Below are 14,245 nucleotides of genomic sequence, written 5' to 3' on the forward strand. Positions count from 1 at the left end.
GCGGCGCACTGCCCGTTGCGATTACGGTGCCCGCGCTTCTTGCCGGCGCCCTGGTGATCCGGCGCGCCCGAAAGAGGCTGCTACGGCGCGGGTGATGCCTTCCGCGTCGAGGGCATGAGCGTGGAGGAGGTCGGTGCGGTTGCCGGCTGGGATGAAGTCGCCGGGGAGGCCGAGCGTGAGCAGTTCGGGGTGTGACGCCGTACGCCGGAATGCCCGGGCGAGCGCGTCGCCGAAGCCACCCGGTAGTGCGTTGTCCTCGATCGTCACCACTAATCGGTGCTCGCCGGCGAACCGAACGAGTTCAGGATCGATCGGGTTGATCCATCGCGGATCGGCGACGGTTGCCCGGATTCCCAGCTCGCGGAGGCGACCGCACGCCTCCACCGCAGCCGCAGCCAGCGGCCCGACCGACAGGAGCAGGACCTCAGACGGTCCGTCTGTCAGCAACTCCGCACTGCCGACGCTTCCGCGCGCGCGGATGGCGGCCCCGTCGCGCCCACGGGGAAAACGAAGCATGGTGGGCCCACGCTCGTGAGCGACGCATGCGCGCAACAGGACCCGGAGTTGGTGAGCATCTCGCGGCGCCGCGATCCGCAGACCCGGAACCAGCCCGAACAGAGACAGATCCCACATCCCGTGGTGGGACGGCCCGTCCGGACCGGTGATGCCGGCCCGGTCGAGGACGAAGGTGATGGGTGCTCGGTGAAGTGCGGCGTCCATCAGTACCTGGTCGAAGGCGCGGTTGAGGAACGTCGAGTAGATCGCGACGACTGGATGCAGTCCTGCCGTGGCCAGCCCGACGGCCGAGGTCACTGCGTGCTGTTCGGCGATCCCGACGTCGAATACCCGCGCGGGATACCGGCAGGCCAGGGGAAACAGCCCGGTCGGCCGCACCATCGCCGCGGTCACGGCGACCACATCCGCCCGCTCGTTCGCGATCGCCACCAATTCCTGGCCGAACACATCCGTCCAGTTGGGTCCGGGAACCTGCTGCGCTGCAACATCGGAGCGCGCCGGGTTGACGGTGTGGTGGTGGTCGGCGTCGTCGAGCTCCGAGGGAGCGTGGCCGGCGCCCTTGCGAGTGAGGCAATGCACGACCACCGGGTGCTGGAGGAGGACTGCAGTGCGCAGCGCCGCCTCCAAGGCCACGATGTCGTGACCGTCTACCGGGCCGAGGTACGCGAAACCAAGCTGCTCGAAGACGTTGCCCCGTGCCCTCCCGGTCCGCAACGCCCGCAACTGGGCGGCCAGAGATCCGACGGTCGGTTCGTAGGATCGCCCGTTGTCGTTGAGCACGACCACGACCGGCCGGTCCGGGGCCGCCGCGATGTTGTTCAGCGCCTCCCAGCACATCCCACCGGTCATCGCACCGTCCCCCACGATCGCGACGACCCGTCGCTCGAGAGAACCGGTGAGCTGAAAGCCCTTCGCCAGGCCGTCGGCGTACGACAGCGCGGTGGAGGCGTGCGAGTTCTCGACGACGTCGTGCTCGCTCTCGGACCGGCTCGGGTAGCCCGACAGCCCGCCCGCCTGTCGCAAGGTGTCAAAACGGTCGAGCCGGCCAGTGAGCATCTTGTGCACGTACGTCTGGTGCCCGGTGTCCCAGACGAACAAGTCCCGCGGCGAGGTGAAGACCCGATGGAGCGCGATCGTCAACTCGACGACACCGAGATTCGGACCGAGATGCCCGCCCGTATGGGTGACCTGGCGGACCAGTTGCGCCCGGATCTCGTCGGCAAGTCCGCGCAGTTCGGCCGCCGGGAGCCGCTGGAGATCGGCTGATGAACCCAGTGTGTCCAGGAGTCGCGTTTTCGCTGCGCGACGCTCGTCGACGTCCGACGTGCTCATGATCCGACCGCTGCACGGATGGTTTGTCGCAGCGACCCCATGGTCGCCACGACGGCTGTCGGCTCGTACCCGCAATGCGCCATGCAGTTCGCACACCGGGGATCCTTGCCCCGGCCGTACGCGGCCCAATCCGTTTCCTGGAGCAGTTCCTTGTATGTCGCGACGTACCCGTCCTCCATCAGGTAGCACGGCCGTTGCCAGCCCTTCAGCGAGTACGACGGGATCGCCCACGCCGTGCAGGAGAAGTCGACCCTGCCCTCGAGGAAGTCGAGGTACAGCGGCGAATGGTTCAGCCGCCACTTCTTCCGGCGCCCACCGGCGAACGCCTTGGCGAACAGCTGCCGGGTCTCCGCGGGACCGAGCCAGTGCTCCTGGTCCGGCGCCTTCTCGTACGCGAACCCGGGCGAGATCTGCATGTTGTCGACCCCGAGCTCGTCGTTCAAATAGTCCAGTACGTCGATGACGTCCTGCGGCGTGTCCGTGTCGAAGAAGGTCGTGTTGGTCATCACCCGGAACCCGGCCGCCTGGGCCTGCTTGATCGCGGCGACCGCCTGGTCGAACACACCGTCTTTGCAGACCGAGGCGTCGTGGCGCTCGCGTAACCCGTCGATGTGGACCATCCAGGCGAAGTTGCGGTGCGGCGTGAACTTGTGCAGGTGCTTGGGCAGCAGCAACGCGTTGGTGCACAGGAAGACGATCTTCCGCCGGGCCAGCAACTGCCGGACGATCTCGTCGACCTCCTTGTGCATCAACGGCTCGCCGCCGGCGATGGAGACCATCGGGGCACCGCTCTCCTCGATCGCGCGGACCGCCTGCTCGACCGGCATCCGCTGTTTGAGGACCGAGGCGGGATGCTGGATCTTGCCGCAACCGGCGCAGGCGAGATTGCACGCGAACAACGGCTCGAGCTCGACCAGCAGCGCGAACTTCTCCCGTCGCAGCAGCTTCTGCTTGAGCAGATAACCACCGAGGCGGATCGACTGACGCAGTGGCATCGCCACGGTCAGGTCACCTCCCTGGGCAGGGTGAATCGAATGTCCTCGTCGACCACGTTGGTCTCGGTGACCGCGACCCGGCCGAGGCCGGACAGGCAGCGGATCAGATCGTCGACGAGCTGGGGTGGTGCGGATGCTCCGGCTGTGACGCCGATACGACGTGCGCCGCGCAGCCAGCGCAGATCGACGGCGCTCGCATCGTCGACCAGATAGGCCCGGCTGCCCTCGGCCGCAGCGACCTCTACGAGCCGATGAGAGTTGGAAGAGTTCGCGGATCCCAGCACGAGGACAAGATCGGCGGTCCGCGCGACGGCACGCACGGCGAGCTGCCGGTTCGTGGTTGCGTAGCAGATGTCATCGCTCCGCGGTCCGGTCAGTGCGGGGAACCGCTCGCGGAGAATGGCCGCTGTCTGCTCAGCCTCGTCGACGGCGAGGGTAGTCTGCATGACGTACGAGACTCGCTGCGGGTCGGCGACGCTCACCTGCCCGGCCTCGTCGGGACCGGACACGACGACCACCTGACCGGGTGCCTCACCCCGGGTACCGACGACCTCTTCGTGGTCACTGTGGCCGATCAGGAGAACTGTGTTGCCGCGAGCAACAAAGCGCCGTACTTCGCTGTGTACCTTGGCGACCAGGGGGCAGGTGGCGTCAATGACCCGGAGGCTGCGTGCGGCCGCGTCGGTGCGGACCTGCGGCGCGACGCCATGGGCCGCGAGCACGGTGACGCTGCCCGCGGGGATCTCCGACACCTCCGCTACGAAGATCGCGCCGCGCCGCTCCAGGTCGCGGACGACATGGACGTTGTGCACGATCTGACGGCGTACATAGACCGGCGGCCCGTACTTCGCGAGTGCCCGTTCCACGATCTCGACAGCACGCTCGACCCCCGCGCAGAAGGACCTCGGACTCGCCAGGAGGACTTCGCGATCGCAGGTCGCGGCGACCCAGTCGTCGATGACCGGTGCGGCGCGATGCAAGGCCCACATGGCTTTCGGCCCGCGAATCAGCGTCCCCGGACGAAGGAGCCGGTGCTCCGGCGTGTCGACTACAGCGCGTATCACCGCCGCCTGTCCCGATGGTGCGGTCGCGGCCACCAAGGCCGACTCGGTGTCGACCACGAGAGCACCGGTCGCTGCGAGCGCGCGGCGGTCATCCGGTGCGTCGACGATCCGCGGGGTCGTCACGATCGGCCCGTGGTGTACCCGCAGACCGGCTCGTTGCAACGCACCAAAGAGGAACGGGGATGCGTAGCTGGGGATCGGCTCCGCATCCCCACGAATCTCGTCGGCAACGACCAAGTCGCCGGGCAGCAACTGGTTGCCGAGAGCACCGGCCAGCCCGGCGATCAGTACCGGCCGCTCGTCGGTGCGCTCGAGTCCGCCGTCCGACGAACGTCCGGTGTGGACGACGTCGGCCGCCATCCGGCCGCGGAGGGCCAGCCATTCCGACCGCAACGGCGTAGTGACGATTCCGGTCATCGGGCGCTCCGCGCGACATAGCGGCCGAGAGCCCAGATCGGGAAGACGAGCCGGTAGATCTCGTAGTTGATGTAGAAGTCGCCCGGGAAGCCGGTGCCGGTATAGAGGTCCTCGTCCCAGCCACCGTCCGCGCGCTGGGTGCTCACCAGATAGTCGATGCCACGGTCGACCGCGGCCGAGTCCTCCCTGGCGGCAAGCAGAGCGAGGAGCGCCCAGGCCGTCTGCGAGGCGGTCGAGTCTCCGTGGCCGATCCAGGCCGGATCATCGTAGGAGCGCAAGTCCTCGCCCCAGCCACCGTCGTCGTTCTGGTGATCCTCCAGCCAGCGTACGGCGGCCTGTATCGCCGGCGCATCGGACGTTGTCCCCGCCGCAAGCAGCGCCGGGACAACGGCACCGGTGCCGTAGACGTGATTGGCGCCCCAACGACCGAACCACGACCCGTCAGCCTCCTGCGCATCGAGCAGCCACCGCACGCCGCGCCGGCATGGCTCCTCGTCCGTACGACCCTCGGCAGCAAGCATCTCGACCACATGGGCGGTGACGTCTGCCGACGGTGGATCGATGACGGCACCGAAGTCGCAGAACGGCAGCGCGTTCGCCAGCGTGTGGGTGTTGTCGGCGTCGAACGCACCCCAACCTCCGTCGCGCGACTGCATCCCGGTCGTCCAGAGCACCGAACGATCGATGACCTCCTGCAACCGTCCTGGATCCGGATGATCCACGCGACGCAAGGCGAGCACGATCTCGGCCGTGTCGTCGGTGTCGGGGTAGTTGTCGTTGGCAAATTCGAAGGCCCATCCGCCCGGCGGCAGGTCAGGCCGGCGTACCTGCCAATCGCCGCCGGCCAGGATCTGCTCGTCCAGCAACCAGTCGGTCGCCTTGAGGACGGCCGGATCGTCTGCCGGAACGCCGGCGTCGAGCAATGCCGCGAGAGCCAGCCCGGTGTCCCACACCGGCGACTGGCACGCCTCCAGCCGGCGCACAGGTCCCTCGGCCGTGGAGGCATGGACAGTGAAACCGTCGAGCCCCTTGATCCCGGCCGCCATCGCAGGATGGTCGAGCGAATACCCCATCTGGTGCAGCGCGATGAGCGAATACACCCATGGCGGCTGGATGCCGCCCCATCCGCCATCGGCCTCCTGACGTGCCAGGATCCACTCGACCGCGAGGCGCATCGCCTTCTGCCGAAGGCGTTTGAGCGGCCGACGCCCGTAACCGTGCAGCACAGTGTCGAGCCGCTGGAAGAACCCAGGGATCCTGTACGCCGGTTGTCGTGGCGGCGGGGGTGCCCCGGTCTTCAGCTCGGCAACGCCGAACTCCACCGGATGCACGGGCTCGATGGCGCTGACGATGGTGAGCGGCACGATGGTCTGACGAGCCCAACAGCCCCAGTTGTAGATGTTGAGCGGCGCCCACGCCGGCAGGTACATGATCTCCGGCGGCAGCGCGGGACAGTCGTCCCAGCTCCACAGCCCGAACAGGGCAAGCCAGACATGGGTGAACACCCGAGCCCGCTCCACTCCGCCCTCGTGCTTCACGAACTCGGCGGCCTGCTGCAGGTGCCGGTCCTCGGGATGATCGCCGGCGAACCGCAACGCGACCCACGCCTCGACAGTGGTCGACAGGTCGCCGGGACCGCCGTGGAAGGTCGCCCACGAACCGTCGATCCGTTGCTGGGAACGAATCCAGCGAGCGGTCTCCTCGTTCGTCCGTGGCGTGGCGATGCCGAGGAACGTCCGGAGCATCAGGTCTTCGGCATCCATCGTCACGTTGGTGGCGAGCAGACCCTTCCACCAGCCGTCCTCGTGCTGCCGCCCACGAAGGTGATCCACGGCTGCATCGAGAGCAGTCCGTGCGTCGGCCGTCGTACCGACCACTCGACCGACGTGCTCCCCTGCTGTCATGACTGCCTCTCGATCACGAAGTGGGCGAGGTCGCCGAGCCGATTCCGGGCGAGATCGTCGAGCCCTGCCTCGTGAAGCGCCTGCTCGGCCAGGCCGACGCGGCGCCGCGCTTCCTGAGCCGCCCACTCCCTGCCACCGGCCCGCTCGATCAAGCGGGCGGCGTGCTGAAGCTCGTCCTCCGTCGGAGAGCTCTCCCGACGCAGCCAGGCGGCCAGCTCCCGTCCAGGCTTGCCACCATGATCGAGCGACCAGGTGACGGGCAACGTCTTCTTACGGGCGATCAGATCGGAGAACACCGGCTTGCCCGTGACAGCGGGCGAGCCCCAGATCCCGAGCAGGTCGTCGATGAGCTGGAACGCCATCCCCAGCTCGGCACCGAACCTGGACAGGCACGACACGACCTGCTGCGGCGCGCCCGCCAGGATCGCGCCGATCGCCGCACTGACCCCGAGGAGGGCGCCGGTCTTGCCGGCCGCCATGTCGAGACACTCGTCCAGCCCCACGTCGTTCCGTTCCTCGAAGGCGAGATCGAGCACTTGCCCGCGAATCAGCTCTCGAGTGGCGATCGCCACCGCCTGCCCGGCCGCTTGCCCGTACGGCGAATCCGCGTCGGTCAGAACCTCGTGGGCAAGGGACAGGAGTGCGTCACCGGCCAGTACGGCGGTCGCGTCGCCCCAGACAGCCCACACCGTCCGGCGGTGGCGGCGCTCGGTGTCGCGATCCATCAGATCGTCGTGCAGCAGGGAGAAGTTGTGAACAAGCTCGACCGCGACTGCGCCCGGCAGCCCCGGATCGGGTCTGCCGGTGACAGCCTCCGCCGCGAGCAGAGCAAGCGCAGGCCGCAGGGTCTTGCCCGGGTTCGCCACGGTCGGCACACCCTGCTCGTCGGACCAACCGAGGTGGTACGAGACGACCAGCCGGGTGAACGGATCGAGGCGCTCGACGGCCAGGCGCAAGGCCGGTGCGACCAGCCCTCGGCTGCGGTCGAGGGTTTCCGCGGTGATCGTCATACCACTGCCTCCCGACGTTCAGCCGGGCGCCGTCGGAGCAGCGCGGCCACCGCGGCCTCTCCGCTGCGAACGGCGCCCTCCATAGTTGCCGGCCACCCCGTATCGGTCCACGCACCGGCCAGGTAGAGCCCCGGGAGCGCCGTACGAGCCGACGGACGCAGGCCGGCCGTGCCCGGCCGCTGCCGGAAGGTGGCCTGCCGCTCCCGGGTGACGAAGAACTCCAGGAGGTGTGCGTCGGCGTTGATCCGCAGCAGCCGCTCCAGGTGCGGTAGCAAGCGGTCACGCAACTCCGGGACCGGTGTGTCGACGATGTCATCCGCCGCCGACAGCGACACCGCGATGTACTGCCCCTGCTCGAGTCCGGCCTGACGGGTGCGGTCGAACACCCACTGAAGCGGGCTGTCGACGGCCGCGAAGAACGGCTCGTCGAGCACGACCCGGTCGTAGATCGCATGGAGGTTGACGATCGGCGTGCTACCCAGTTCGTTCGCCCATCCCGGCTCCAGTCCGATCGCGCCCGCCGGTGCGAGCCGGTCGGCGGCCGTCGGCGGAACCGCCAGTACGACGTCGTCGAAGGCGGCATCGTCCACGGTCCAGCCGCCGCCGGCCGGTACGACCTCACGGACCTTGGATCGGGTTCGCACGCTCACTCCCGCCGCGGTCAATGCGCGCAGTGCCGCATCGCCGTGCAACTCCTGCAGCGGCACGAGAGACCAGCCGATGTCGGCCGCCGCGGCGTGCTCCAGGAGACCGAGCTGGAAGACCGTTGCAGCCAGCGCCAGCGACGCTCGCTCGGCCGGTGCATTCAGCGTCGCGATGCCGATCAGATCCCAGACGGTCTCGACGGCCCGCCGATCCTGACCGTGCGCGGTGAGCCAGTCGCCGAAGGACAGACGATCGACCTCGGGATCGGTGCGATCCACCCGACCGAGCGCCAACGCCGCACGCACCACCCGCGCCCGAGCAGTGGGGCTCAACCACCGATAACGCGCCAATGTTGCCCCCAGATGGAGCGGTGCCGGCAATGCCGTACGACGAAGTCGCCCGTCTCGCCTGTCCAATTCGCTGCGAACCGGTACGTCGAGCCGGTCCTGCACGGTCACCTGGTCAGCGACACCCAGACGCTCCAGGAAACCCTGGTACGCCGTGCAGCAGCGCAGGAACACGTGCTGGCCATTGTCGATCCAGAGACCATCGCGCTGGAACGAGTGCGTGAGACCACCCAGCCGGGGCCGCGCCTCGAACAACGTGACCTCAAAGCCTTCGTCGGCGCATCGTAGTGCCGCGCTGAGGCCGGCCAGGCCGCCTCCGACCACTCCGACGCGCCGGGTGGTCATCGTCGTCCTCCACCGGCCAAGGCAGTCACGGCGACGCGCGCCTTCTGCGCAACACTGAGCGACAACCGCTGGTCGTAGACGAGAACCGGATCATCGGCGATGCGCCCCAGCAGATGGTGGTAGATGCCGGCCATCGCTCGGCAGCACGCCGCGCTGCGCCGGTCCAGGTGGGGGACCAGTCGCAGCCCGAGCGAATACCAGTCGCCCGCGCGATCGGCGGCGTACCGGATGTAGGCGGCGAGCCGGCCGGTGGGGTCCTCCAGCGTGCCGAAGTCGTCGAGGCGCAGTTCCACGCCGTACCGATCGAGCTCGTCCTTCGGGAGGTAGACGCGCCCGTTGCCGAGGTCTTCGCGGATATCGCGCAAGATGTTGGTCTGCTGCAGCGCGATCCCCAGCTGGTCGGCGTACAGGGATGTCCTCGGGTCTGTGGTGTTGCTGCCGAAGATCGACAGGCACAGGCGGCCGACCGACCCGGCGACGTGACGGCAGTACGTGACGAGCTCGTCGAAGTCGGCGATCCGGACGTTCCCCAGATCCAGCTGGACACCGTCGATCAGCTCCTCGAACGCCGTCAGCGGCACCGGGAACCGGCGCGCGGCGTCATTCACCGCGGCCAGCACCGGGTCGCTGCTGTCGCCCAGCCTGCCCAGGTCCTTGCGGACCCCAGCGAGCGCCGTCTCCTTGTCCGCGGTCGCGTCGTCGCCGTCCCCGATGTCGTCGATCCGGCGCGCGAGTGCGTAGATCGCACAGAGCGCGGATCGTTTGGACGGCGGCAGCAGGCGGATGCCGTAATAGAAGTTGCCTGCCTCCGTACGGGTGATCTGCTCGCAGGCGACGTACGCCTCCTCGATCGTGCTCATCGCACCGGCCGCCGGACTGCCAGCAGGCCGAGGATCCGGAACGCAGTGGCTACTCGGGACGGCCGGGCCGACTGGCCCAGTACGTCGCCGTCGGTGTGCCTCAACGCCGACACGGTGGCCTGTCCCCCGGCGATGAAGCCGGCCACGCTGATTCGACCCCAGCCCTGCAGTTGCCGCACGATCGCCATCCCTTCACCGAGCATCCCGGCGGCCCGCTCGATCTCGAACCGCATCAAGGCACGAAGCTGCGGGCTCGCACTCCCCCGATCCAGCTCGTGCTCACCGACGCCGTACTGCCGCAGATCCTCCTGCGGCAGGTACACGCGACCGGCCCGCCGATCCTCACCGACGTCCTGCCAATGCTCGAGCAGTTGCAACGCGGTGCAGACCTGGTCGGACCGGGCGACCGTCTCCGCGGTCGCCTGTCCGAAGACCTCCAGCACCATCCGGCCGACGGGGTCGGCGGACAGGGTGCAGTACCGGCGGAGGTCCTCGAAGGTCTCGTACCGCGACACCACCTGGTCCTGCAGATTCGCCTCGATCAGGCGCTCGAACGGCTCGGCCGACATCGCCCGGTCGTGCACCGTCCGGGCCAGCCTCCGCAGCACAGCGTTCGACGGCTGATCGCCCGACCAGATCGTGCCGAGGTCCGCCGCCAGCGCGTGGAGCCGTGCTGTCCGGTCACCGCTGAACGCGTCACCGATCTCGTCGACCATCCGGGCATAGCCGTAGATGGCGTGCAGGTGGTCGCGATACCGACGCGGCAGGACCAGCAGCGCGACCGGGAAGTTCTCCGCGTTCTCACGGGTGCGGAACGCTTCCTCGCCGGTCGGCGAGGAAGGTCCGGGCGGCCGGTGCCGTGAGCTGGCCATATCAGCCATCTTCGGCCGTTCCGATCGCCAGGTCTGCCGCTGCCGGAGTGATTCCTGGACCTCAAAATTGTCACGACCGTACAATTTGGAACGCGGCGGGGCCTCCGGAGCGGTGGTAGAAGTGGCCAGGGAGCGATATCGGCGCAGGGAGCACAGCGAGATAGGACGATGACTACAGAAGGGGCGCAGGGCCGGGCGCAGCTGGAGCTTGCCCTCGACAGCCATCTGCCGGAGCTGATCGCCGAGGTACGGGATCTGCTGGCCGACGGCTGGCCGGAGTACGCCGCCTTCCTCGACCAGAATCCGGACGGGATGCAGCAAGCCGCCGAACTGTTCGTCCACCGGCTCCTCGACATGGCCGAGCACGGCCGGTCGGAGTCCCGGATCGACCGTCTCGAAGGCGCACAGACGATCCAGATCGTCTTCGAGCAGATCGGCCGCCGCCAGTGGCAGGCCGGCGCCGACCTCACCCGTCTGCTCACCGCCTACCAGCTCGGCGCGCGCACGGCCTGGCGGCACGTCTCCGCCACAGCGCTTACGCTCGAGGTCCGGCCGGATGTCCTGGCGGCCCTCGCAGAGGCCGTGTTCGACTTCATCAACCAGCTCTCCTCGGCCTCCGCGCGCGGCTACGTCCTGGAACAGAGCGAGGACGTTTCGGCCCGGGAACGCAACCGCGAGGAGCTGGCCGCCCTGCTGCTGTCCGATCGGTCGGGCATGAGCGTGATCCGCGAGGCAGCCGCCCGGGCCAACTGGCCGCTCCCCGCCACCGGGGCCGTCGTGCTCGTGGACGCGAACACCGATGTCGCCCGGCGGGTACTGTCACACGTGGACGCGGGATCCCTGCCGATACGGCACGAGCAACTGTCCGGCGCCATCGTTCCTGATCTCGGCTTGTCCGGCCGCCGAGACCAACTCCGACGCGCACTTCGGGGAGCCAACGCGGTGATCGGCCACACCGTGCCGCTCGAGCACCTGCCGCGCAGCCTCGCGATCGCGCAGATCGCCGTACGGCTGAAGCAGACGGGCATCCTCGCCGACGATCCGGTGTTCGCCGACGAGCATCTGGACACGATCATCGTCCATCGCGACGAAGGGCTGATCGGCTTCCTGCGCGACCAGATCCTCGCGCCGCTCGACGATCTCCCGGCCGGAGCCCGGGCGAGGCTGATCGAAACACTGACTGCCTGGCTGCGGCACATGGGCGACCGTACGGCGATCGCCGAGGAGCTGCACATCCACCCGCAGACCGTGCGCTACCGGGTCGCCCAGTTGCGCGAACGATTCGGCGATCAACTGGACTCGCCGCGGTCACGCGCGCGACTCTTCCTCGCTCTCGTCTGGCCCGTCCGCTGAGACGAGTTGCTCGATCCGTACTGCAAGCACGTCTGCGTCGAAGGTCGCCGGATCGGTGGCGACACCGATCCCGAGTGAGCCGGTCCAGCTCAGGGCACCAAGTGCGAGCGGGGATCCGGGCGCCAGCGGCAGGATCGGGTACACAGTCGCGATCGTGACTCCGTCCATCGACAGCGATTGCGTCGGGCCGGGCATGTTCGACACGATCGCGTGGAAGAAGCGACGCCCGTAGACGGCCCGTGCGAACCAACCGGCCGCGGGCCCCGGCAAAGCGCGCAGGCCAGTCGTCATCACGAACCGCGAGGCGACTGCCCGGCTCGGCGTCCGAAGGCGCGTGGTCCGCCGGCTGATCTCGGTGACGAGTTCGTCGAACGGGCGGCCGTCGAGTGGTACGTCGACCATCACGGCCGCGGTCGCGTTGGTCTCCGCCGCCACCGCGGTGTCGCGCAGCATCAACGGCACCGTGACCCGCATCCGGCCACGCAGCCGGGTGGCGACCTCTGGATGCGTACTGACGACCGCCTCGGCGACCAGCCCGAGCAACAGATCCGTCACCCGGACGCCCCGGCTGGAGGCGGCCCGCCGTACGGCGGCCAACTCGAGATCGGCCGTGGCGAACTCCCGCCGCGCCGACATCGGCTCGAGACGTCCACCCGCTCCGCCGTCGGTGGCCAGTTGCGCCAAGCCAGCGATGGTTGCTCCAATCAACTGTGCGCGACCGGGGGCGGTACGGCGGACGCCGGGCAGCTCGACGCGCGGCCGGAACAGATTCAGCGCCTGGATCATCGTGCCGATGCCGTCCGCAACGGCATGATGCAGGAGCAGAATCATCGCCGACACCCCGGGCTCCAGGTCGCGGACCATTACAATTCGCCACATCGGGCGATCCCGAGCCATCGGGATCGCGGCCAACTCGGCGACGATCCGGCGTACGCCTGCCCAACCGTCCGTCGAGCGGCGTTCGCTGATGTGCCACGACCAATCGATCTCGGCAACGTCGGTCCACCGCTGGCGACGCCAGCGCGAGGACGGCTCCAACCGCTGGCGGAACCGGGGCAGTCTGCCGAGCTCGCCCTTCACCAGTTCGGTCACGCGCTCGACCGACAACGCCCGGTCATCGCTCGGTTCGAACACGACCAGCCCACCGACATGCTGCGGCGCCTCGGCGGTCTCGACATGCAGGAAGAACGCGTCACTCGAAGGCATGACCACGGCCATCCACTTGTCATAGCACAAAGGGTGGATTCAGCCCGATCTGACCGACTCCCCGAAACGGCCGGCGAGCCGCCGGTAAACGCCAGGAATTACCGCCCGTACGACGCCTGCGAGCCTGATCCAGCGCGGTACCCAGGTCTCGGCCCGATCCTGCTCGATCGCTCGGACAATCGCGCGCGCGACTGTGTCCGGACCGACAGGCCGAGGCAAGCGCCGCTCGTACGCGCGACCCCGTGCGGAGAAGAAGCCGGTGTCGACCGCCGCCGGAACGACGACGCCGACCTGGACGCCCGTACCGGACAGCTCCAGCCGCAGACTCTCCGCGAACGCATCCAGGCCCGCCTTGGCCGCCGCGTACACCGCCTCCCCCGCGACGCCGGTCCGTCCCGCGACGGACGTCACGAGGATCAGACATCCCGTCCGCCGCTCGACCATGCCCGGCAGCAGCAACCGAGCCAGCCGCATCGTCGCGACGAGATCCACCGCGACCAACTCGGCGATCTCGTGGTCGCTCATCTCGACGAACGGTCCCGACCACCCCCGACCGGCGTTCGCGATCAGCACATCCACCCGACCATGCACCGCCAGCGCCTGCCCGGCCAGAGACCCCACAGCGTCGTAATCACGCAAGTCAGCCCGCACCGCAACGCCGTTGACCTGATGCGCGACGTCCTGCGTTCGCCGCGCATCGCGTCCATGCACCAAGACCACAGCCCGCGCAGCCGCGAGCTCCAGGCACACGGCACGCCCGATGCCGGCCGACCCGCCGGTCACCAACACCACCGCGCCATCCAGCTCCAAGACCGGCCCTCCAGTGCTCCCCCACCACCGTTCACCATATCCAGTGGGTATCGGTGCCGACCGCAAACAGTCACCGTTCGAGGCCGACCTGCACGATATCCGTGCATGTCTGCAGAACGTCCTGTGCGTCCGGGTCGCCGACCGCTAGCCTCCGAAGCGGAGGACCTCGCCCAATCCCCCCACAACCCCTGAACGCCGAAGGAACTGTTCGATGGCCAGCTTGGCGAGCTACACGACGCTGTACGTGACGGCGATCGGGTTGGACGGAGAACCCGACCTGAAGCACATAGTCGCCGTACGGTGGGATCCCGGCAGCCTGGATCCTGAGGAGTCGTCGATCGCCGACTTCGTTCGCTGGCTGGACCAAGGCGCGGGCCGTGCCTTCGTACGACGTACCGACGGAACACGTGGATCTCTGGTTCGCGTCAATTCAGACGGAACGCGACGATACCTCAGGAGTCACACCGACGACGTGTCGAAGCAAGACGAGCTACTCCTCCTGCCGACCTGGCAGCTCACCAGGTCGTCCAGAAGACATTCCAGATCCCACTAGCCGCCGCCCTCGCTGC

The 14,245-nt window shown here is 68.5% G+C and carries 12 protein-coding genes; 2 read left to right on the forward strand and 10 right to left on the reverse strand.

Annotated elements, in window-relative coordinates:
* Positions 1-21: 21 nt before the first annotated feature.
* From ACLJOO_RS26150 to hpnC, 8 genes are read right to left on the reverse strand one after another with little or no spacing between them, the layout of a single operon-like run.
* A complete protein-coding gene (locus tag ACLJOO_RS26150; RefSeq protein ID WP_410790035.1) occupies positions 22-1,848 on the reverse strand; it encodes a 1-deoxy-D-xylulose-5-phosphate synthase in 1,827 nt (608 codons plus the stop codon).
* Positions 1,845-2,843, reverse strand: coding sequence for an adenosyl-hopene transferase HpnH (gene hpnH, locus ACLJOO_RS26155; RefSeq protein WP_410790919.1), 999 nt, complete (start codon positions 2,841-2,843; stop codon positions 1,845-1,847). The genes ACLJOO_RS26150 and hpnH overlap by 4 nt, the downstream gene beginning before the upstream one ends.
* Before the next feature lie 8 nt (positions 2,844-2,851).
* Complete coding sequence (gene ispH, locus ACLJOO_RS26160; RefSeq protein ID WP_410790036.1) at positions 2,852-4,324, reverse strand: 4-hydroxy-3-methylbut-2-enyl diphosphate reductase; 1,473 nt, start codon at positions 4,322-4,324, stop codon at positions 2,852-2,854.
* Complete coding sequence (gene shc, locus ACLJOO_RS26165; protein ID WP_410790037.1) at positions 4,321-6,228, reverse strand: squalene--hopene cyclase; 1,908 nt, start codon at positions 6,226-6,228, stop codon at positions 4,321-4,323. The genes ispH and shc overlap by 4 nt, the downstream gene beginning before the upstream one ends.
* Complete coding sequence (locus ACLJOO_RS26170; protein WP_410790038.1) at positions 6,225-7,238, reverse strand: polyprenyl synthetase family protein; 1,014 nt, start codon at positions 7,236-7,238, stop codon at positions 6,225-6,227. The genes shc and ACLJOO_RS26170 overlap by 4 nt, the downstream gene beginning before the upstream one ends.
* Positions 7,235-8,575: a hydroxysqualene dehydroxylase HpnE gene (hpnE, locus tag ACLJOO_RS26175; protein WP_410790039.1), complete on the reverse strand. Its 1,341-nt coding sequence runs from the start codon at positions 8,573-8,575 to the stop codon at positions 7,235-7,237. Before hpnE ends, ACLJOO_RS26170 begins: the two co-directional genes overlap by 4 nt.
* On the reverse strand, positions 8,572-9,435 hold the full coding sequence (gene hpnD / locus ACLJOO_RS26180) for a presqualene diphosphate synthase HpnD (RefSeq protein WP_410790040.1): 864 nt from the start codon (positions 9,433-9,435) through the stop codon (positions 8,572-8,574). The genes hpnE and hpnD overlap by 4 nt, the downstream gene beginning before the upstream one ends.
* Positions 9,432-10,307 carry a squalene synthase HpnC gene (hpnC, locus tag ACLJOO_RS26185; RefSeq protein ID WP_410790041.1) on the reverse strand — a complete coding sequence of 292 codons (876 nt, stop codon included), beginning with the start codon at positions 10,305-10,307 and terminating at the stop codon, positions 9,432-9,434. Before hpnC ends, hpnD begins: the two co-directional genes overlap by 4 nt.
* Before the next feature lie 168 nt (positions 10,308-10,475).
* Here hpnC and ACLJOO_RS26190 point away from each other — a divergent pair, with 168 nt between their 5' ends.
* Complete coding sequence (locus tag ACLJOO_RS26190; protein WP_410790042.1) at positions 10,476-11,660, forward strand: PucR family transcriptional regulator; 1,185 nt, start codon at positions 10,476-10,478, stop codon at positions 11,658-11,660.
* Here the strand turns inward: ACLJOO_RS26190 and ACLJOO_RS26195 are convergent.
* Both ACLJOO_RS26195 and ACLJOO_RS26200 read right to left on the reverse strand, forming a co-directional pair.
* Entirely contained in the window at positions 11,616-12,866 is a 1,251-nt protein-coding gene (locus tag ACLJOO_RS26195) for a wax ester/triacylglycerol synthase domain-containing protein (RefSeq protein ID WP_410790043.1), read from the reverse strand. The genes ACLJOO_RS26190 and ACLJOO_RS26195 overlap by 45 nt on opposite strands.
* A 39-nt stretch (positions 12,867-12,905) precedes the next feature.
* Positions 12,906-13,658 carry an SDR family NAD(P)-dependent oxidoreductase gene (locus ACLJOO_RS26200; protein WP_410790044.1) on the reverse strand — a complete coding sequence of 251 codons (753 nt, stop codon included), beginning with the start codon at positions 13,656-13,658 and terminating at the stop codon, positions 12,906-12,908.
* A gap of 229 nt (positions 13,659-13,887) precedes the next feature.
* Here ACLJOO_RS26200 and ACLJOO_RS26205 point away from each other — a divergent pair, with 229 nt between their 5' ends.
* Positions 13,888-14,229 (forward strand): hypothetical protein, encoded by a 342-nt coding sequence (locus ACLJOO_RS26205; RefSeq protein ID WP_410790045.1) that lies wholly within the window; start codon positions 13,888-13,890, stop codon positions 14,227-14,229.
* The last annotated feature ends 16 nt before the right edge of the window (positions 14,230-14,245 follow it).

It is taken from the genome of Kribbella sp. C-35 (genome assembly GCF_046549195.1).
Lineage (GTDB): Bacteria > Actinomycetota > Actinomycetes > Propionibacteriales > Kribbellaceae > Kribbella.